The sequence below is a fragment of the Streptomyces sp. ATexAB-D23 genome, from assembly GCF_000373645.1.
Lineage (GTDB): Bacteria > Actinomycetota > Actinomycetes > Streptomycetales > Streptomycetaceae > Streptomyces > Streptomyces castrisilvae.
On sequence record NZ_KB892010.1, the window covers coordinates 67,191 to 86,880 of the forward strand.

The 19,690-nt window shown below is 71.1% G+C and carries 16 protein-coding genes; 6 read left to right on the forward strand and 10 right to left on the reverse strand.

All coding sequences use genetic code 11. The features are described from left to right. The first annotated feature begins 19 nt into the window (after nucleotides 1-19). On the forward strand, nucleotides 20-763 hold the full coding sequence (gene ureG, locus B082_RS0111325) for an urease accessory protein UreG (protein WP_018551909.1): 744 nt from the start codon (nucleotides 20-22) through the stop codon (nucleotides 761-763). Beyond that, complete coding sequence (locus tag B082_RS0111330; protein WP_018551910.1) at nucleotides 760-1,530, forward strand: urease accessory protein UreD; 771 nt, start codon at nucleotides 760-762, stop codon at nucleotides 1,528-1,530. The genes ureG and B082_RS0111330 overlap by 4 nt, the downstream gene beginning before the upstream one ends. Nucleotides 1,531-1,621: 91 nt before the next feature. Here B082_RS0111330 and B082_RS37430 read toward each other — a convergent pair whose 3' ends face one another. From B082_RS37430 to B082_RS35940, 6 genes are all read right to left on the reverse strand, one after another. After that, a complete protein-coding gene (locus B082_RS37430; protein ID WP_018551911.1) occupies nucleotides 1,622-2,914 on the reverse strand; it encodes a glycosyltransferase family 2 protein in 1,293 nt (430 codons plus the stop codon). Between the two features lie 83 nt (nucleotides 2,915-2,997). Continuing rightward, nucleotides 2,998-3,390 (reverse strand): PPOX class F420-dependent oxidoreductase, encoded by a 393-nt coding sequence (locus B082_RS0111340; RefSeq protein WP_026249671.1) that lies wholly within the window; start codon nucleotides 3,388-3,390, stop codon nucleotides 2,998-3,000. 35 nt (nucleotides 3,391-3,425) lie between these two features. Continuing rightward, complete coding sequence (locus B082_RS0111345) at nucleotides 3,426-4,226, reverse strand: ABC transporter permease (protein WP_018551913.1); 801 nt, start codon at nucleotides 4,224-4,226, stop codon at nucleotides 3,426-3,428. Between the two features lie 6 nt (nucleotides 4,227-4,232). Next, entirely contained in the window at nucleotides 4,233-5,066 is an 834-nt protein-coding gene (locus B082_RS0111350) for an ABC transporter permease (protein WP_018551914.1), read from the reverse strand. A 3-nt stretch (nucleotides 5,067-5,069) separates the two neighbouring features. After that, nucleotides 5,070-6,098 (reverse strand): ABC transporter ATP-binding protein, encoded by a 1,029-nt coding sequence (locus B082_RS0111355; RefSeq protein WP_018551915.1) that lies wholly within the window; start codon nucleotides 6,096-6,098, stop codon nucleotides 5,070-5,072. Beyond that, the gene (locus B082_RS35940) at nucleotides 6,095-7,231 is read right to left on the reverse strand and encodes a glycosyltransferase family 2 protein (protein WP_018551916.1); all 1,137 of its coding nucleotides are present in this window, start codon (nucleotides 7,229-7,231) and stop codon (nucleotides 6,095-6,097) included. Before B082_RS35940 ends, B082_RS0111355 begins: the two co-directional genes overlap by 4 nt. Before the next feature lie 556 nt (nucleotides 7,232-7,787). Between B082_RS35940 and B082_RS35945 the strand changes: the two genes are divergently transcribed. The 4 genes from B082_RS35945 (at nucleotide 7,788) to B082_RS35955 (ending at nucleotide 14,508) form a co-directional block, all read left to right on the forward strand. Next, nucleotides 7,788-8,780 (forward strand): glycosyltransferase family 2 protein, encoded by a 993-nt coding sequence (locus tag B082_RS35945; protein ID WP_078622551.1) that lies wholly within the window; start codon nucleotides 7,788-7,790, stop codon nucleotides 8,778-8,780. Nucleotides 8,781-8,865: 85 nt separating this feature from the next. Then, nucleotides 8,866-12,477, forward strand: coding sequence for a non-ribosomal peptide synthetase (locus B082_RS0111370; protein ID WP_018551918.1), 3,612 nt, complete (start codon nucleotides 8,866-8,868; stop codon nucleotides 12,475-12,477). A 64-nt stretch (nucleotides 12,478-12,541) separates the two neighbouring features. After that, entirely contained in the window at nucleotides 12,542-13,684 is a 1,143-nt protein-coding gene (locus B082_RS35950; RefSeq protein WP_018551919.1) for an acyl-CoA dehydrogenase family protein, read from the forward strand. After that, nucleotides 13,684-14,508, forward strand: coding sequence for an SDR family oxidoreductase (locus tag B082_RS35955; RefSeq protein WP_018551920.1), 825 nt, complete (start codon nucleotides 13,684-13,686; stop codon nucleotides 14,506-14,508). Before B082_RS35950 ends, B082_RS35955 begins: the two co-directional genes overlap by 1 nt. Nucleotides 14,509-14,518: 10 nt before the next feature. Here B082_RS35955 and B082_RS0111385 read toward each other — a convergent pair whose 3' ends face one another. The 4 genes from B082_RS0111385 to B082_RS0111400 are packed head-to-tail and all read right to left on the reverse strand — an operon-like array spanning nucleotide 14,519 to nucleotide 19,690. After that, a complete protein-coding gene (locus B082_RS0111385; RefSeq protein ID WP_018551921.1) occupies nucleotides 14,519-16,222 on the reverse strand; it encodes a carbamoyltransferase in 1,704 nt (567 codons plus the stop codon). Nucleotide 16,223: 1 nt separating this feature from the next. Beyond that, nucleotides 16,224-16,736, reverse strand: a complete 513-nt coding sequence (locus B082_RS35960) for a nucleoside 2-deoxyribosyltransferase (protein WP_063831050.1) — start codon at nucleotides 16,734-16,736, stop codon at nucleotides 16,224-16,226. A gap of 3 nt (nucleotides 16,737-16,739) precedes the next feature. After that, nucleotides 16,740-19,202, reverse strand: a complete 2,463-nt coding sequence (locus tag B082_RS35965) for a xanthine dehydrogenase family protein molybdopterin-binding subunit (protein WP_018551923.1) — start codon at nucleotides 19,200-19,202, stop codon at nucleotides 16,740-16,742. Continuing rightward, complete coding sequence (locus B082_RS0111400) at nucleotides 19,199-19,690, reverse strand: (2Fe-2S)-binding protein (RefSeq protein WP_026249674.1); 492 nt, start codon at nucleotides 19,688-19,690, stop codon at nucleotides 19,199-19,201. Before B082_RS0111400 ends, B082_RS35965 begins: the two co-directional genes overlap by 4 nt.

The window sequence follows — 19,690 nt, forward strand, 5'->3', positions numbered from 1 at the left end:
CACCGCCCCCACCCGTGCCATGCGCCTGGGCGTCGCCGGGCCCGTCGGCACCGGCAAGAGCTCGCTCATCGCGACGCTGTGCCAGGCCCTCTCCGGGGAACTGAGCCTGGGCGTCATCACGAACGACATCTACACCGACGAGGACGCGCGCTTCCTCAGGAGCGCCGGAGTGCTGGACCCCGAACGCATCCGCCCGGTCGAGACGGGCGCCTGCCCCCACACGGCAATCCGCGACGACGTGACGGCCAATCTGCTGGCGGCCGAGGACCTGGAGGCCGACTTCGGCCCACTGGACCTGGTCATCATCGAATCCGGCGGCGACAACCTCACCGCGACCTTCTCCCCCGCACTGGTGGACGCCCAACTGTTCGTCCTGGACGTCGCCGGCGGCGGTGACGTCGTACGGAAAGGGGGCCCCGGCATCGCTCGCGCCGACCTGCTCGTGATCAACAAGACCGACCTGGGCGAGCATGTGGGCGTGGACGTCGAGCGCATGACACGCGAGGGGCGTGACGCCCGGCAGGGTTCCCCCGTGGTCGCGCTCTCCCGGCACGACGAGGCGTCCGTCCGACTGCTGACCTGCTGGGTCCGCGACACCCTCGCCCGCTACCGCACCGGCGAGCACACCCCGGTCGACCCCGGCCCCATGGCACCGCACTTCCACGCGGGTCAGGACGGCGGGGAAACCCACACGCACACCCGGACCGACGGCACCACGCACACCCACGACCACGCTCCGGCGCATGCGGGGCAGCGCGCGTGACCGGCCCGACCCGCCTGAGCGTCACCCCCGCGGGGAGCCGCAGCCGCGTCCACCGTACGACCGGGCACCTGACGGTGCGGATCATGGATCAGGACGCCCGTGGTGCCAGAGTGGGCCTGCTCGCCACCCAGGCGCTGCTGCTGTCCGGCGACGACGTCCGCATCGAAGTGGACGTCGCTCCCGGCGCGTGGCTGGACGTCGTGGAGTCGACCGGCACGGTCGCGTACGAAGGTGACGCGCCGTCTTCCTGGACGGTCCACGCGACGGTGGGCGACGGAGCGGTGCTGACCTGGGCGGGCAAGCCGTTCGTGGTCTCGGACGGGATCGCCACCCACCGGGACACCAGGATCCGGCTGCACGGCACCGGCAGGATCCTGATGCAGGAGAAGATCGTCCTGGGGCGCGCAGGCCAGACGGGCGGGGACCTGACCACCTCCCTGTGCGCGACCGACGACACAGGGCCGGTGCAGGTGGAGCACCTGGACCTGAGCAGGGGGACCCGCACGATGCCGGGCGTCCTCGGGAACCTTCGTTCCATGGACACGGTCACCGCTCTGGGATGGACACCCGAACCGCCCGGCAGGCCGGAGGCCGGCACCACCGGGCCCGGCGAGACCTACTTCCCTCTGGACCGGGCCGGTGGCGTACTGCGCTGGGTCGGAATCGGCCGGTTCCGTGACCGCGTGTGCGACCCCACCTTCACCGCCTGGTGCGAGGACGCCATGCGAGGGACCCCGGCCGGGCAGCCTGTGGCCTCGTCGGCCTGACGCCCCGGGCGGGCACCCGCCCTGCGCGTGGCCTTGCCCGGGGCCGTCCCCGGTGGGCGGTGCCGCCCGCCCACCGGGCTGCTCGCGAGGGCTACTTCCGCAGCGAGCGGTAGAAGTCCAGGGCCTCGTCCGGGAGCCACGGCATGTCTTCCTGGGGGGTCCATCCCGGGATGCCCAGGACGTCGTCGTGCCAGGTGTTGGTGGTGTGGCGGATCTGTACGTAGTGGGCGTTGTTGAGGACGGTCTCCAGGTGGCCGCCCGCGGCGAGCACCCGGTCGAGGAAGGTCGTCTGCTCGAAGAAGGACAGGTCCGGGTAGCCCTCCGTGCTCTGCCAGGCCTTCTTCGTGTAGACCAGGGTGCCGCAGTGGATGCCGTTCTTGTGGTGCAGCCGCATCAGGCTGTTGGGCGCCGACCAGGTGCGCTGGGTGGGCAGGTGGTAGAAGGGCGCCCCTTCGAATGCCGTGATGGACGCGTTCCCCGCCAGGATGGGCGCCACCTGGGTGGCCATCCGGTTCGGGCCGTGCCAGTCGTCGTCGTCCCACTGGGAGAGGATCTCGCCGTGTGCGGCGTTCGCGCCGGCGTTCATCTTGGAGCCGATGGTGTTCTTTCCGTCGAGACGGAGGTAGCGGATCGAGTCGTTCTGCGGGACGAGGTGGTCCACGGGGGTCAGGCCGTCGTCGACGACCAGGAGTTCCTTGGACCGGTACGTCTGCTCCATGAAGTACTTGATCGCCCGCTGGACGAAGTGCGGCCGGTCGGCGGTCGGCATGACGGCCGTGACCAGGGGGCCGTCGGTGCGGGTCGCGGGGGTGGCGAGGCCCTCGAAGGCGCTCGCCGGGCGGGCGCACGGTGCCAGGCCGCCACGCGGCACGAACGCCCAGTCGCCCCCGCCCGGCCTGGCCCACAGACAGCCGCACGGCTCGGGGACGGTCCAGGGCCACCAGGAGACGTCACGCCTGGTGCCCAGGCTCTCCGTGGGGGTGTGCTGCGGAAGGTCGTACGGGGGCCAGAGCTCGGGGCGTACCTCGGCCTTCCCCTGGTGGCCCACCGCCATGGGGAGCGGTTCGCCGTCGTGGCCGCGTCGGTTCGACTCGGGGCGGCCCACCAGGAGGGAGACGGGGCCGGAGGCGCTGAGTTCCGCGGCGGCCTCGGTGACGGCGCGGGTGAGTTCCGCCTTGCCCCGCTCGCTCAAGCCGTGGACCGGTGCGTCCCCGGCGGCCGGGTCGGTCGCGACCGCCTCCAGGAGCTTGCCCGTCCGCAGCGCGAGCAGGGCGCTCTCGGCGGCAGGGGCGTTTGCACCGTGCCGGTCCATGGCCGCCGTGAACTCCGCAGCGGTGAGCGGTCCGTCACGGAAGAGGGCGAGGGCGCTGAACTCGTCATGCATGGGACAACCTTTCGATGGATGCACGGTGTGTGACGGTGGTTCGGGGGCTGTGAGCGGGCGGGGGCACGTGACCTGGGCGGGACTCAGTCGGTGTTGCCCGGCACGATGCGGTCCAGGCGGATGCGGAGCATCACCCGGGTGCTCTTGATCTCGGCGTCGTAGGGCTTGCCGCGGTACTTCTCGCTCAGTTCGTCTATGTGGGCCCTGGCCCGGTCGCCGTGGATGATCTCCACGACCTCCCCGCGCCCCTCGACGTAGCGGTACGGGTCGGTCCGGTCGAACACCGTGACGGTCACCCGGGGGTCGGCGACGACATTGCGGTATTTCCTGCGGTGCACCTCGGTGTTGACGACGAGGCACGACTCCTCGGCGTCGATCCACATGAGCTGGCTCTGCGGCCGGCCGTCGGGCATGAGCGTGCTGAGTACGGCGAAGTTCGGCTCCGAAGCCATTGCCTTGATGCGTTCCCAACTCATCCGAGCCTCCTGGTGGATTGCTTTCCTGATCGCTTTCAGTTCCCGACGCTCTGGTAGCCGCGGATCTGCCTCCGCCACAGCCGGTAGGCGGCCGCGAACCACAGGGCGCCGATCAGCGGGGCGCCGAAGGCGACGGCCTGCTGTACGTGGAGCTCGCCGGTCTTGTCGAGCAGCACGCTCGACGGGATGTAGGCGACGAAGGCCACCGGGATGATCCAGGTGAAGGCCCAGCTCAGGGCGGACCCGAAGATGCGCGTCGGATAGGAGCCGAACATCAGGTAGATGTTGTCGACGAGATGGTTGGCGGCCCAGGTCTGCACGAACCGGAAGCTGAGCGAGGAGACGATCATGATCACGGCGCCCTCGGCCATCGCGCCTCCGGCGACCGCCAGCAGGAGGTACAGCACGTTCAGTGCCGAGAAGTCCAGGCCGGTGAGGACCGCGGCGACCGAGAACAGGGCGACCGCGGCGACGACGTCTCCGATGACGTTCATCTGGAACCGTGTGGTGACCACCTGGAGGAGCGGGTTCAGGGGGCGCACCAGGTAGCGGTCGAACTTCCCTTCGCGGACCGTGTGGTCCAGGAATTCGATCTGGTGGAACGGGACGACCCAGGCGGCGTGTGCGAGCAGCCTCATGGAGTACAGCAGGGCCAGTTCACCGAACGACCATCCGGCGATGGTGTCGAACTTGCGCAGTACGACCCAGACGAAGGCGAAACCGCTGCCCTGGTAGACCAGGCCGAGGACGGTGAGCATGACGAAGTTGAGACGGTATTGCATCTCGCTTCTGATGGCGGCTTTGTAGAACGCCCAGGTGATGCTCAGGCTCTTCACGGACGCTCACCCTCCCTGCACGACGACGCGATGCAGTGCCGCTTTCCAGATCCGGCGGGCGAGGAGGGCCAGGAGCACCACCCACAGGATCTGGATTCCGATGGCCCGCGCGGCCCGGTCCTCGGCGATCTGGCCGACGTAGATGGCGACCGGTGTGTAGGTCGTGGCCTGGAAGGGAAGCAGGTCGGCCAGGTGCCGTAGGACGTCGGGGAAGAAGGAGAGGGGGACCAGCGCCCCTGCCAGGAACTGGTTGATCAGGTAGTAGAGCACGGTGACCCCGTTGATCTCCATGGTCCAGAAGGCCACCATGCCGATGATCAGATTCAGCAGGATCGCCACCGCGTACCCGCAGACAAGACTCACCAGCCAGTACCCGAGGGCCATGGCCGAGGCGGGCGGGCCGAGCGCGCCGGCGAACGCGACCACGGGCAGCGCCGCGACGGCGAACAGCAGCATGGCCAGGCTGGAGCCGCAGAGGTGGGCCAGCATCTGCGGGACGAAGCCGGGCGGTCGCAGGAGGTCGAAGGCGACTTGTCCCTCGCGGATTCGCCCGTACATGTAGGAGCCGACCGAGGGGTCCTGAAGGGCCCAGTTCTGAAGGTTGGCGAGGGTGAGATACACGAGCAGCGACTGCAACGCGACGCCGTCGACCTCCGCCGCCCCGTCGTAGAGCGTCGTCCACACCTTGCGCAGGATGTAGGTCTGGACGATGACGACGGCCAGCAGGAACGCCGCGTTCTGGCGGTAGACGACCGCCGTCCGCAGGCGGCCCCGGATGATCTGCGCGTATGCCGGTGCGTTACGGAAGCGACGGTGCGGGGCGCGGGCCTCGGTGGCCAAAACCTATGTCACCGTCTTTCGGGCTCCGTAGATCTCCCGTACCACGCCCTCCAGGTCCGGTTCCACGATGGACAGGTCCACCACGGGGTGGAGCGCGTTGAAGGAGGCGATCACTTCCTGCGCCGATGTGCTGTCCGCGTCGAAGGCGACCTTGACCTCGCTGCCCTCCTGGGAGAGCAGCGTCCATTCCGGGCGGCCGTCCAGGGACACCCGCGGGAACTCGCCCGTGGCGGTGTCCAGGGCGATCTGGGCCACGAGGGTCCGGTTCGGGGCGTAGGCCTTCTTGAGCGTGTCCACCGCTCCGTCGTAGAGCACGCGCCCCTGATCGATGAGAACGACCCGGTCGCACAGGCGCTCCACGTCGGCCAGGTCATGGGTGGTGAGGACGATCGTGGTGTTCAGCTCCCTGTTGATCTCCTCGACGAAGACCCGCATGCTCTCCTTCGCCAGCGCGTCGAGGCCGATGGTGGGCTCGTCCAGGTAGAGCAGCGGCGGTTCGTGGAGCATGGAGGCGACCAGGTCGCCGCGCATGCGCTGGCCCAGACTGAGCTGGCGCACCGGGCGGTCGAGGAAGGGGGCCAGGTCGAGCATCTCGATGAAGCGGTCGAGGTTCCTCCGGTAGGTGGCCTGCGGGATTCGGTAGAGCTTCCCGACCAGTTTGAACGATTCGATCAGTGGCAGGTCCCACCAGAGCTGGCTGCGCTGGCCGAAGACGACGCCGATCTGGAGGGCGTTGTTCTCCCGGTCGCTCCAGGGGACGACTCCGTTGACCTCCAGCAGGCCGCTCGTGGGGACCAGGACCCCGCTCATCATCTTGATCGTGGTGCTCTTGCCCGCGCCGTTCGGGCCGAGGTACCCGACCAGTTCGCCCGCCTCGATCGTGAAGCTGACGCCGTCGACCGCGCGGACCTCCTCGACCTCGCGGGTGAACAGCGTGCGCACGCCCCCGAGGAACCCGTCGAAGCTCCTCGGCCGGCGGTAGTACTTGGTGAGTTCCTCGACCCGGATCAGGGGATCGCTCCCGGCCGTCATGAAGTGCCCGGCTTCTGGGCGGTGTGGGGGTGGGCGGCGAGGATGCGGGTCCGCTCCTCGGCTCCGGGCCGGGGGAAATAGACCAGGTCGTGCGGTGTCTCCACGCACTGCGCGAGGGCCGCCAGCTCGCCGTCCCCCGTGTGGTCGATCAGGAGGAGGGGGGACTGCCGGGCCAGTTCGGGCAGTTCGGCGCGCGCCCGCTCCACGTCGGCCTCCGCGACCTCGATGAGCCGGTAAGGGGTCGTTGTGGGGAGCCGGCCCTCGAAGGCGCGTGCCGCGTACTCGAACCGCAGGCAGCATTCCACCCAGCTCAGGTCCGTCGTCGCGGGGTCGAAGGAGCGGTCCAGCACCCATTGGGCAGCCACCTCGGGGGCGGGATGCAGGGTGGTGAAGTGGGAGAGGTTGACCCGCCAGTCCGCGTACATGTCCTTGTCCAGGACCTGTGCGTGCTGGTGGTACAGGACGGCTTGCGGGTTGTAGGCGAAGGCGAGGCCCCGCTGCCGCAGGCGGTAGCCGAGTTCCGAGTCCTCAAGGCCCCAGCCGGTGAAGGACTCCTCGAATCCGCCCACGGCCGACAGATGTTCCCTGCGCACGGAAGCGTTGCAGCTGAAGAGGTAGTGCCAGCACGTCGCCATGTTGTTGAGATTGTGCGAGAGCTTCGCCAGGACTCCGCCTCGGGAATCTCCGCCGATGACCGGCGGCAGCGCGTCGAAGGTGAATTCCGAACTGAGCCGCTCAAGGTCGATGTGTCCTTCGGCGAAATATCCCCGCGGTCCCAGAACGACCAGATCGGGCCGACGTTCGTGGTACCGGATGTGCTCCGCGACGCAGGTGGGCGGTACGACTTCGTCCGCGTCGATCATGACGACGAGGTCGCCCGTTGCCGCTTCGATCCCGGTATTCCGTGCGGCGGACCGGCCGGATTCCGGGGTCCGTGGCTTGTGGATGCAGCGCAGGGGGAATTTGCACGAGAAGTTCTCGACCATGGAGCGGGTGCCGTCGTCGGAGCCGTCGTCGACGACGACGATCTCAAGGCTGTCCGCCGGCCCGAGGCGCTGATGGTTGAGGGATGTCAGGCAGACCTCAAGTGCGTTCCGGGAATTGAAGGACGGAATGATCAGACTTACTAACATTAGTTCACCCCGAGTATGGACGGTCCCGTTGGCTGATGGTCATGTTCTGCAAATGAATCGGCATCGATCCGCGTCTGCCAATGGCGGCGGCCTCCCGGCACGAGGGAGAATATACCCGCGCCGATGGTGATTCACGGGTTCCCGGAAAATTTGCGCCCGATGCCAGCTGGGGTTGGCACCATGTGGCACGAAAGGGGTATCTCTGGCTGCATCTTGTCCGATTCGATCTGATGTTTCCCCTCTGTAGCACATGTGGCCCGATGTCCCGGGCCGGCCGATGGTGCGCGCGCCTCCGAACTGCGGCGTCGCACCGGATTCGGGGGAGCCGGGGGATGTCGACCGATTCGCGCCCTGTCGGATTGCGCGGTATCCCTCACCGTATATGGCGATTAATGGTCCGTGTGACGGGACCCGGGTTCGTTCGCCATTGATGCTTCATCCATCCGGAATGATCAGTCCCGCTAAGCGGCCAATAGGCGCCATTGACGGGCCCACCTGCTTGCGGCAGGATCTCGGCTACGCGTGGACCGGACAGAGTGAGAAGGCGGTCGAATAGTTGACGGGTCGGGAAGCACTGAGCGAGGAGGAGGCTCTTGCTGCTACCTCCGTCATCATTCCTGTGAAAGACGACATCAAGCTGGCGCAATGTCTGGAAAGTATTGACGAGGACGTCGAAGTGGTATTCGCCCTCAATGGTGCCAGCGATGAAGTGCGAGAGATCGTCAAGAACTGCCGGCACCGGCACACCGTGGCGGAGATACCCGAGGCGAATATCGGTGCCGCATACAACATCGGTGCGCAGGTGGCCAGTGGGCGGTTTCTCTTATTCATGGACTCCGACTGCACCTTTCGCCCGGGGACGATCCGGCTCATGGCCCGGGAAGTGGTGGAGCACCCCGTGGTCAAAGGCCAGTGCGTCTTCACCGACGGTAAGGGGTGGAGCAGCAAGGTGATCCGGCGGGCCCGCGAGTTCCAGACGTCGGACCACAGCAATGCCTATTCTCCGCCACTCATCTACGACGTCCGCATCCTGCCGCGGATCGGCGGGTACCACTACTCCGACCTGATCCACTTCCAGGAGGACCGGGAATTCGACTTCCGCCTCCAGCTCGCCGGAATCCCGGTCCGGCTCCGGACCGAAGCGGTGATCCATCACGCCGAGCAGACCGGCGCGGCCGACCTGCGCAGTGGCTACAGATACGGCCTGGGCGAGGCGATCGGGCGGGAGCTGGGCCTCTTCGTGACGCCTTCGCCGTGGTGGCGGCTGGCCGACGACGCCCGCTCGATCGCCGAGGTCTTCCGCGTCAAGGGTGCCGCACCCGCCCTGTACCGGGTGGCCTGGCTGGGGATGTACAACCTCGGCACCTGTGTGCACACGCTGTTCGACCCCTTCAAGGTCCGGCCGCGCTACCCGGCTAGGGCCCGCCGCATCCGTAACCGGGGCGGAGTCCCGGTGCACTCGACGAAATTGGACGCGTCCTACCGGGACGCCCTGCGGAAATCCCACGAGAGGCAGGGACGGAGGATCACGCCGTCCGACAGCGTGTGAAGGAAGCGCGTGGTGCGTCGGCTGCTGTGACGTCCGATGCGGCCCCTGGTGCGTCCCGCATATCTGACGAGCGGTAAGGAGAAGCATGTCGGTCCTGCGCGGGCATTCCGGTCTTCCATCGGCTCCGGCAGCGGAGGGGAGGCCGGCGGAGGGAAGTTCGGCGGAGGGAAGGCCGGCGGCGGAGATCATCGGCGCCTACGCGGCCACGTGCCTGTGGGAGCTGGGCGCCGACCACGTGGAGCTGGAACTGCGGGCGGACGGGCGGCGGGTGCTGTTCACGTTCCGGGAGTCCGACGGCGGGCCCGGGGGCCCCGGACTGCCGCCGGGCACGGCGGGGCCCCGTCCGGTGACGGTCGGCTGCCCGGTGGCGGCGTCGGCCCCCGCTTCCGCCCGCGCCCTGGTCTCCGCCTGCCGGCTCCGGCTCTCCTGGTCCGACGACGGAACGGTCGAACACCGGCTCGTTCCCGCCCCCGGAGCCCGGGTCGAGGCCGGACTCGCGCGCCTGCGGCTCGCCGACCGCCTGGCGCGGCCCGGCGAGGGCATACCCGGCCGCCGCGAGCGCGAAGCACTCACCACGGCACCCTGGACCGGCGGCGGTGAACCCGTGCGGTGGCCCGACCTGTGCGACGCGTTCACCGCGCAGGCGCGGGCCACACCCGGTCTCGTGGCGGTCACGGACGACACCGAGGAGCTGACCTACGCCGAACTGGACCGGTGGACCGGCTCCCTCGCGCTCCGGCTCCGGGCGGAGGGCGTCGGAACCGGCGAGATCGTGGCCGTGGGGGTGGAGCGAGGGGTCGCCTCGGTGGCCGCCGTGCTCGGCGTCCTGCGCGCGGGAGCCGCGTACCTCCCGGTCGGGGTGGACCTGCCGCTCTCCCGGCAGCGGCGGTTCCTCACGGTGAGCGGGGCGCGCGTGGCCGTCGTCGGCGACGGCTCGCCACTGAGGAACCTCGTGGAGCGCCCCATCGATGTCGCTTCCGCGCGTGAGGAGGCCGTGGCGTCCGCGCGCGAAGAGACCATCGCTCCCGCACGCGACGACGACGCGGCCGTGACGCGGCTGCCGTCGCCGCCCGGTCCCGAGACGCTCGCCTACGTCCTGTTCACCTCCGGGTCGACCGGCGAACCCAAGGCCGTCGCCATGCCGAGGCGTTCGCTCAACCATCATGTCGACTGGTACCGGCACCACTCGTCCTCGCCCGTCGGCGGCCGCAGCCTGCACTTCGCGGACCTGGGCTGGGACACCTCCACCGCGGAGATATTCCCGACCCTGTGCTCCGGCGGAACGGTGGTGGTGGCCGGCCGACGGGCCCGGCGGGACCCGGACCGGCTGGTCGACCTCCTGCGCACGTCCGGCGTGCAGAGGATGGTCCTCCCGCCGCAGGTCCTCGCGCAGATCGCGGAACGCTGCCTGCGGTCCGGCGGCCCGGCCCTGCCGCTGCTCGACGTCGTCAGCGGCGGCGAACAGCTCGTCCTCACCGACGTGCTGCGGCGCTGGCTCCTCGGCCTGCCCGGAGCCGTGCTCCAGAACCACTACGGCCCGAGCGAGACCCAGCTCGTCACGGCGTACGTCTCCGATCCGGCGCAGGCGCCCGACCTCCCGCCGATCGGACGCCCCTGCGGCAACAACCGGCTCTACGTGCTGGACGAGACCGGCCGCCCCGCGGCGGTCGGCGAGCCCGGGGAACTCGTCATCGCAGGTCCGGGCGTGGCCTCCGGCTACCTCGGCGACCCCGCCGCCACCGCCGCGGCCTTCGTCCCCGACCCCTCCGGTGCGTCCGACGGCCGGGCCTACCGGTCCGGCGACCTGGTCCGCCGGCTCCCGGACGGGAACCTGCAGTTCGTCGGCCGGGTGGACCGGCAGGTGAAGGTACGGGGATACCGCGTGGAGCCCGCGGAGGTCGAGCGGGTCCTCACCGAGCTGCCCCGGGTGCGGGCCGCCGCGGTGACCGCCGTCGAACGCCCCGGACACCGCTCCCTGGTGGCCTTCGTGGTCACCGACGCGGACCCGGCGGACCTGCTCGGCGAGCTGGAGCGGCGGCTGCCCGGCTACATGGTGCCGTCCAGGATCGAGCCGGTCGACGCGCTGCCGCTCACCCCGAACGGCAAGGTCGACGTATCCGCCCTGCTCGACCACGGGGCGGACGCGCCGGCGGACGAGCCGGTCGCCCGGCCGGTCGCGGCCGTCATCGCGGCCTGGACGGAGGTGCTCGGCACGCCCCCCGGGCCCGACACCGACTTCCGGGCGGCCGGCGGGGATTCGCTGACCGCCATGACGATCGCGGCCCGCTGCCACGTCCGGGGGCTGCGCGTGAGCGCCGTCGACGTGCTCGAAGCGGCGACCCCCCGCCGGCTCGCCGACATCGCCGGCCGGGCCGGCGGAGGAGTGACGCGGGACCTGCCCGGGGCCGGGACGCTGCTTCCGCTGCTCCCCAGCCAGGCGGACGCCCTGCGTACGCCCACACCGGACCGCGACCACTGGTACCAGGCCGCCCTGTTCCGTACCGGAGCCGACCTGGACACCGGCCTGCTGAGGGAGGCCGTACGGGCTGTCGTGGCCGCGCACCCCTCGCTGCGGTGCGCGGTCACCGACGACGGGCAGCGGGTGGTGGAACCGTACGAGGTGGTGGCCGACGCGCGGAGTGACACCGCGTCCGGTGGGCTCACCGGAGCGTTGGCGCGGGTACGGGGCGGTGGTCTGGACCTCGGCTCCGGCCGGCTCGTCGATGTGACGCGGCTGAGCGGCGACCGGCTGCTGCTCGTCGTGCACCAGATGGCGTTCGACGCGGTGTCCTGGGGGACGTTCACCAGCGATTTGCAGGAGGCCTACCGGACGCTGCGCCTCGGGGGAGTGCCCGCGCTCGGTGAGGCCACGTCGACGGCGGCCTGGCTGGAGGCGCTGCGGGGTTACGCGGCGGGCGCGGCCCGCGACGAGCTGCCGGTCTGGCGGGACCAGGTGCGGGGCGAACCGGCCCTGCCGCCCGACGTTCCCGGCGGGTCACGGGCGACGAACCTCGGCGGGACCGCGTGCGGACTGGAAAGGGCCCTGGACGCCGACAGCACGCGGCGGCTGCTGCGGGAGACCCCGCTGACGGCGTCCTGCCGGGCGGACGAGGTGGTCCTGCACGCGCTGGTGAGGACCCTGGCGGCGGGCCGTACCGGCCCGGTCCGGCTGGACACCCTCCAGCACGGCCGCGCCGAGCGGATCGCCCCCGGTCTCGATCTGTCCAGGACCACCGGCTGGTTCACCACCGTCGCCCCCCTGACGGTCGCTCTGCCGCGCTCCGGCGGGCCCCGGGACGAACTCGCCGCGACCGTCGCCGCCAACCGTTCACGGCCCCTGTCGGGAGTGGGCTTCGGGGCGCTGCGCCACTTCGGCACGGGTGCGCCGCGCGAGGCTCTGAACGGCATCGGGCCGGCGGACGTGTCCTTCGACTTCCTGGGCACCGCGGCTTCCCTCTACCCCGGTGAACTCCTCGTGGAGAAGCTCGACGCGGCTCTGGGCCCGTACGTCCACGACGGCTGGGAGCGCCCGCACCCGGTCGAGGTGCAGGCGTACATCAGCGAAGGGCGTCTCGTCATCGGCTGGACGTACTCCAAGGCCCTGCACAGCGAGAGATTGATCCGTCGGACGGCCGATCGTCATATCGCCGACCTCGTCGCCATGGTCGACGGCCGTGCGTGGACGGCTGCTTCGTGAAGGCTCCATTCATCACCCCGGTGGTGTGCACAAGCCCTGGGGGCGACCATTCCTGGAGGGATGGATGTTCCATGTCGAGGACCACCCTTTGCTCACCGCGCTCGACGACATCAGGCCGAGGCTCAGGACGATGCTCGGAGGAATCGACACGGAGCGGTGCCTGTCCGACGCGATCGTGAACGAGATGCGGGAGTCCGGGGTCTTCAGGATGGCCGTCCCCGCCGAGTACGGCGGCTGGGAGGCCGACCCCCTGGTGCAGCTCCGCGCCGTCGAGATGCTCGCGGAAGTGGACGCCTCGATCGGCTGGTACGCGATGATCGGATCGGACGGCGGGTTCTACGGCGCCTTCCTCCAGCCCGAGGTCGCCAAACGTCTCCACAGTCCCGACCCCAACGTCATCACCGCGGGGTTCGTCGATCCGGCGGGCGTGGCGCGCCCGGTGGAGGACGGCTATGTCATCACGGGGCGCTGGCCGTTCGGCAGCGCCAGCCGGCACAGCCAGTGGCTGGCCAGCGGCTGCCGGGTGCGGCACGACGACGGGCGGGCCTCGCCTCCGATCGTCGCCATGCTGGCGTCCGAGGAGTGCGAGATACATGACACCTGGAACGCCATGGGACTGCGGGGGAGCGGCAGCTTCGACTACAGCGTCGGGGAGTACTTCGTCCCCAAGGAGATGACCTTCAGTTTCCAGAATCCTCCCGTGCGCACGGACCCTCTTTACCGGTTTCCGATGATGTACCGCGCCAACGTCCCCGGGGTGGCGCTCGGCCTCGCCCGCGCGGCCATCCGGGAGTTCACGGAATGGGTGAGCGGCCGGCGCGACGCGGCCACCGGCCGCGACCGCCGGGAGAACGCCGGCGTCCAGCACGCCGCGGGCCTCGCCGAGGCGCAGGTCTCGGCGGCCCGCGCCTATGCCGTGGACGTGATCGGGGAGCTGTGGGAGACGCTGCTGCGGGGCGACGAGCCCGCGCCGGACATGCCGGACCGCTTCCGCCTGATGATCGCCCACACCGGAATCTCCTGCCGGCAGGCGGTGCAGAGCCTGTTCACGGCGTGCGGCGGCAGCGCCGTGTACGACCGGCATCCGCTCCAACGCCGCATGCGGGACGCCATGACGGTGACGCAGCACGCCCTGCACGACGAGCAGACGTACTCCACCATGGGCGGAAGACTCCTCGGTCTCCCGGCGGGCGGCGGGGTCTCCTGATGCCGTCCCCGGGCCGTGTCCTGATCACCGGAGCGCGCAGTGGTCTGGGGCGGGCGGCGGCCCTCCTCTTCGCCGAGCGGGGCCATCGCGTCTACGCCACGATGCGCGATCCGCGACCGGGGGAGGGGGCGGCCGGCCGCCACGGCCGGGGCGTCATCCACGTCCTGCCGCTCGATGTGCGCGACCGGGACTCCGTCGACGCGGCCCTCGCGGCCACCGCGGAACTGGGCGGGGAGCCCGACACCGTGGTGCTCAACGCGGGCGTCGAACTGCAGGGGCCGGTGGAGAGCCTGGACCCGGCGGATCTGCGGTGGCAGCTGGAGACCAACCTGTTCGGCGCGCTGACGGTCGTACAGGCCGTCCTGCCGGGCATGCGGCGGCGCGGATCGGGCCGGCTGGTCTTCGTGTCGTCGATCGTGGGACGGGTGGCGCGGCCCCTGCTCGGCGGGTACTGCGCGAGCAAGTTCGCGCTGGAGGGCCTCGCGGAGGCACTGCACCTGGAGACCCGGCATCTGGGCATCCACGTCAGCCTGCTGGAGCCCGGACGCTTCCCCAGTGAACTGGGCGGCCGGGCCCGCCGGGCGGCCTGGGAGGGTGCGGGAGCCGACCCGTACGCATCCGTACGGGCCGGGCTCGCCGGGAGCCTGGACCGCCTCGAACCCCCCGGTTACGCGCCGGAGGTCTCGATGGTGGCCCAGGCGCTGCTGGAGCTGGCGACGGACCCGGAGCCGCCGTTGCGGAAGCTGGTCGGCGACGACGCGCTGTACACCGGCCGGCTCGTCTCGCGCGGCGGCTTCGGGGAGTACGCCACGCTCTTCGGCTGACCGCCGCAGGTCACTTCTTGCGCAGCAGGAACGGGCCGATCGCCATGGCGTCGAGACCGAGGCGGAAGAACGTACGCAACGCGTCCGCCGGGGCCCAGACGATCGGCTCGTCATTGCCGTTGAACGAGGTGTTGAGCACGGCGGGGACACCGGTACGGTCGCCCACCCGGTCCAGCAGCCGGTGGTAGAGCGGGTCGTCGCCGGCCGAGACGGTCTGCGGCCGGGTGGTGCGGTCCTGGTGGCTCACCGCGGCCATCCGGTCGACGGCGGACGGGCGCAGCGGTGTCGTGACGACCATGTACGGAAGTTCGGCGGCCGAGTCGATGAGCTCGCCGTGGCCCTCCACCGTCATGCTCGGAGCGAGCGGCCGCCACCCTTCGCGCCGTTTGATGCGCAGGTTGATGCGGTCGCGGGTCGCCGCGAGTGCCGGGTTGGCGACGATGCTCCGGTGGCCGAGGGCCCTCGGGCCGACCTCGCCGGCCCCTTGGAACCACCCCACGATCCGGTCCGCGGCCACCAGGTCCGCCACGGAGGCCGCGATGTCCGCGGGCTCCTCGTAGGAGACGCCCGCGCTGTCGAGGCCGTCCCGGATGTCCTGGTCCTCGAACGCGGAGCCGAAGGCCAGTGACCCGGAGAACGGTGCGATGGCGTCGCCGTGCCGGTGCGCGAGGTGGAGCGCCGCGCCCAGGGCGACGCCCGCGTCCCCGGCCACCGGCTGGACGAACAGGCGCTCCACGTCGGGGCGGCGCAGCAGCAGGCCGTTGAGCGAGGCGTTGAAGCCGACGCCGCCCGCCACATGCAGGACGCGCGACGGTGTCAGGGCGAACAGCTGGTCCACCAGGGCGTGCACCGCCCGCTCCAGGACGTGCTGGGCGGAGGCGGCGAGGTCCTTGTAGGTGAACGGGTCGTGCCGGGTGTGGGGGACGTACCGGGCGGAGGCGGGATCGTAGCGGGAGGAAGCCGGATTGGCCGGCATGCCCGCCACCTTCTCCACGTGCTGGAGCCAGGCGTCGACCGACTCCGCGCTGTCGTCGATGGACCGGTCGGACCGCAGCCCCGGGTCGATGGAATCGACCCGGTACCCGGGCCCGTCGAACCGGAACGCGTCGAACATGTCCTCGCGCACCGTGCCGTAGGCCGCGAGGCCCATGAGCTTGCCCGCCTGGTCCCGGCCCAGTCCGATGTAGCGCCCGACCGCGTCGTAGAAGTACCCCAGGGACCAGGAGACGGGCACGGTCTCCAGCACGCTGATCGCGCCCGCCCGGCCCACCGCGAGGCTGGCGCTCTCGTTCTCGCCCTGCCCGTCGATGACCAGGACGGCCGCCTCCGGGTCCCCGCTGACGTGGTAGGCGCTCGCGGCGTGGGCCAGGTGGTGCGGGACGAATTCCAGGCGTGGGTCGCGCGTGCGGGGGAAGAGCGCGCGGGGCAGCAGCGCTTCGAGCGCGCCCTTCTCGTCGTACGGCCAGGGCTGCCCCCGGTCGCGGTGCAGGGCCGGGGTGTCCCAGCCGAAGCCGACCACGTCGATGTCGTCCAGAGTGAGGCCGGCCCTGTGCAGGGCGGCGGCGACGGCGTGCACAGGGGCCCGCCCGTAGGCGTGCTTCGCCCGTACGAAGCGCTCCTCCTCGGCGAACGAGATCACCCGGCCGTCCACCACCAGGGCGGCCGCGGCGTCGTGGCCGCGGCCGGCCCATCCGTTCAGTCCCAGAACGCGCATGTCAGCGTCCGTCCTCGGCGGTCGGGTCGCCGCCCCGCCCGGCCAGCAGCGATTCGACCACCTCGATGATCTCCGGGGCCACGTCCTCCAGCTTGCGGCCGTTCAGCATCAGATGGCGGACGGTGGTCACCTCGGACAGGCCCCAGACCAGCGGGGTGTAGTCCTGGTCGTCGTCCAGCACCAGGAGGACGGGCTTGCGGTGTGCGGAGGCCCAGCCCAGCTCGATGTGGACCCCGTAGGACGGGGGCGTCCCGAGGTAGGCGCAGACCACGTCGGTCTCCGTCATCTCCCGGTAGTCGAGCGGAGTGCACTGCTGCGGGGTCATCAACTCCTCACCCCAGGCCTCCCGTTCGTGAGCGAGGAACACGCTGTGGCCACGTTCGAGCATGGCCGCCCGCAGGGTGCTGAGCTGATTGCGGGCGGGGGCTTCCACGATCCGGCTCTCCGTGTCGATCAGCTGGGTGAACGGGGCCGCCAGGAACACCCGGCCGGGACGCCGCGACGCATCAGTCATGATTCATCCTCGTGAGTAGGCTGGTTCCCAGTGCTGGGAAGGTGCGGAAAGGGTGGATCCGGCGCTCTCGCGCAACCGCTGGAGATGAGCCGGGAAGATCGGTACGCGGTCGACCGCCACGCGCAGGGCGTCGGACACGGCGTTGGCAACGGCCGCCGGGACCGGGACGGTTCCCGCCTCACCGACTCCCTTCGCCCCCAGGGCGTTCATCGTGGACGGCGTGCAGATGTGGTGGACCTCGATGTCCGGCAGGTCCGCGGGTCCGGGCAGATGGAAGGTGCGCGGGCCGCTGTTGAGGAGCCGGCCCGCGGCGTCGTACTCCATGCGCTCGTAGAGGGCACCGCCCAGCCCCTGGGCGACGCCGCCGACGATCTGGCCCTCGACGATGCGGGGGTTGAGGATCACCCCGCAGTCGTGGACGACCGCGTAGCGCAGCACGGTGACGGTGAAGGTCCGCGGGTCGACGTCCACGAGCACGGCATGGGCTCCGCTGCCCCAGGCCCCGCGGCTCGCGGCGACGGTCCGGGCCGCGCGCAACTCGGTCGGGGAGTCACCCGGCGCGTGCGGAGCCGGAGGCCCGGGGCGGTGCGCCAGCGCCCGCAGCGCGGTGATGCGGGAGGCCGACTCGCCGACCGAGAAGGCGGCCGGATCGGCGATGCGGGCGAGGTCTCCGAGGCTGATGTGGCGTGCGGGGTCGTCGATGCAGACGACGAAGCCGCCGTCCAGCACGAGCCGGTCGGGGGGCAGCTCCATGCAGCGCGCGGCGAGGCCGATCGCCCGCTCGGCGACCGCGTCGGCCGCGTCCACCGCCGCGTTGGCCGCCAGCACCGCGGTCCGGCTGGCGTACGCCCCCGTGCTGGAGAGCCGGGCCGCCGTGTCCCCGCCGCGCACCCGGACGGCACCCAGCGGGACCCGGAGGCGGTCGGCGACGACCTGGCCGAGCACCGTCTCGTGCCCCTGCCCCTGGCTGGAGAGCGCCACCTCGACGGTGACCTGCCCGTGCGGCCCGACCGAGACCGAGGCGCTCTCGTAGGGCCCCAGCCCGGTGCCCTCCACATACGTGGCGACCCCGAGCCCGCGCGGCCGGCCCGCCCGGCGCCCCTCGTCGCGCAGGGACCGCAGCTCCCCGAGCGCCACGTCCTCCAGCCGGTCCAGCAGAGCGGGGAAGTCGCCCGAGTCGTACGTCGCGGGGAAGCCGTCCTGGTAGGTCACGCCCACCGAGTACGGGAAGTCGTCCGGCGGTATGAGGTTGCGGCGGCGCACCTCGACGGGGTCGACGCCGACGTCCAGGGCGATGAGGTCCATGACCCGCTCCATGACGAAGACGGCCTGCGGCCGGCCCGCGCCCCGGTAGGGGGCGACCGGGACCGTGTTCGTATGGACGCCGGTGAACGTGTACCGGTAGTGCGGCAGCCGGTACATCCCGGGCAGCTGGCTCGCGGTCACCATCGGCACGATCAGGCCGTACTGCGCGGAGGCACCCATGTCGTGGCAGAAGTCCGTCACCAGCGCCCGCAGCCGGCCGTCGTCGTCGTAGCCGACGGTCACCTCGTGGTGCTGGCCGCGCTCGTGGGCGGTGGCCTCGAAGTGCTCGCGCCGGTCCTCCGTCCACTTGACGGGGACGCCCGTGTGCACGGCGAGCCAGGGGACGACGACCTCCTCGGGGTAGAAGTAGACGCCCTTGGCCCCGAAGCTGCCGCCGATGTCGCCGGTGGTGACCCGCACATCGTGCGGGGCCAGGCCCAGCAGGTCGGCGAGGCCCATCTGGATCGAGGTCGGTGACTGGGTGGTGTCCCGGACGTGGAGCAGGCCCTCGGCGAACCGCGCGGAGACGACCCGCCCCTCCATGGGCAGGCCGGCGCTCCGCTCGACGTCGAAGGCGTGCCGCAGTACCCGGGGCGCGTCCCGCAGCGCCTCGTCCACGGCGCCGGTCTCCTCCGACACCACGGCGGCCACCCCGCCGGCCCGCCCGGTGTGGGCGGCGGGGAAGTCGCCCGCGACCGCGGCGGTGAGCCCCACCACCGGGTCGAGCGGTTCGTAGTCGATCCGTACGGCGTCCGCCGCGTCCTCGGCGATGTAGCGGTCACGGGCGACGACGGCCACCACCGGCTGCCCGGCGTAGCAGACCTCGTCCCGGGCCAGCGCGGGCTGTGTGACCGGCTGTTCCAGGGCGGGGTGGCCGAACAGGACGGGCAGCGGTGCCCGGAGGGAGGGCGGCAGGTCGGACCAGTCGGCGACGAGGAGTACGCCCTCCATGGCGAGGGCGGCCGACGTGTCGATGTGCCGCACCAGGGCCCGTGCCAGCGGAGCGCGGACGAAGTGCACATGATGCGCCTCGCCCGCCAGGTCGTCACCGAACCTGCCCCGCCCCGCGAGCAGCCGTTCGTCCTCCGCCCGGCGCACGGAGGCCCCCAGGTAGTGGTCCTTTCCGCGCGAGCGCCGGGAGGTCCAGGACGTGCCGCTCATGGCGCGCCCCCGTCCGCGAGGACATCGCTCACCGCGTCGATGACGGCCGCGTAGCCGGTGCACCTGCACTGCTGACCGGTGAGGCGTTCGCGGATCTCCCGGCGGTCCCTGGGCCGTTCCCCGTCCAGCAGGGCCGCGCAGGCCAGGAACATGCCCGGGGTGCAGAAGCCGCACTGGAGGGCGCCCCGGCTGCGGAAGGCGTGGCGCAGGGCGTCGTGCCGGCTGCTCTCGGCCAGTCCTTCGATCGTGGTCACGGCGGAGCCGTCCAGGGTGATCGCGAGGGTCGTGCACGAGGTCACGGGTTCACCGTCGAGAAGGATCAGGCAGGCGCCGCAACCGCCTTGCTCGCAGCTGACATGGGTGCCGGTCAGGCCGAGTCGGTGCCGCAGGACGTCGGAGAGGAGTGAGCGCGATTCGACGGCGACCCGGTGGGCGGTTCCGTTCACGAGCAGGTCGATCTCGACCGTGTCGTGGGGCTCGACGCGCAC

What these genes read in the sequence shown, in the direction of transcription:
- ureG (WP_018551909.1), top strand. Translation starts at nt 20, where the DNA reads ATGCGCCTGGGCGTCGCCGGGCCCGTCGGCACCGGCAAGAGCTCGCTC.
- B082_RS37430 (WP_018551911.1), bottom strand. Translation starts at nt 2,914, where the DNA reads ATGCATGACGAGTTCAGCGCCCTCGCCCTCTTCCGTGACGGACCGCTC.
- B082_RS0111340 (WP_026249671.1), bottom strand. Translation starts at nt 3,390, where the DNA reads ATGAGTTGGGAACGCATCAAGGCAATGGCTTCGGAGCCGAACTTCGCC.
- B082_RS0111355 (WP_018551915.1), bottom strand. Translation starts at nt 6,098, where the DNA reads ATGACGGCCGGGAGCGATCCCCTGATCCGGGTCGAGGAACTCACCAAG.
- B082_RS35940 (WP_018551916.1), bottom strand. Translation starts at nt 7,231, where the DNA reads ATGTTAGTAAGTCTGATCATTCCGTCCTTCAATTCCCGGAACGCACTT.
- B082_RS0111370 (WP_018551918.1), top strand. Translation starts at nt 8,866, where the DNA reads ATGTCGGTCCTGCGCGGGCATTCCGGTCTTCCATCGGCTCCGGCAGCG.
- B082_RS35950 (WP_018551919.1), top strand. Translation starts at nt 12,542, where the DNA reads ATGTTCCATGTCGAGGACCACCCTTTGCTCACCGCGCTCGACGACATC.
- B082_RS35955 (WP_018551920.1), top strand. Translation starts at nt 13,684, where the DNA reads ATGCCGTCCCCGGGCCGTGTCCTGATCACCGGAGCGCGCAGTGGTCTG.
- B082_RS0111385 (WP_018551921.1), bottom strand. Translation starts at nt 16,222, where the DNA reads ATGCGCGTTCTGGGACTGAACGGATGGGCCGGCCGCGGCCACGACGCC.
- B082_RS35960 (WP_063831050.1), bottom strand. Translation starts at nt 16,736, where the DNA reads ATGACTGATGCGTCGCGGCGTCCCGGCCGGGTGTTCCTGGCGGCCCCG.
- B082_RS35965 (WP_018551923.1), bottom strand. Translation starts at nt 19,202, where the DNA reads ATGAGCGGCACGTCCTGGACCTCCCGGCGCTCGCGCGGAAAGGACCAC.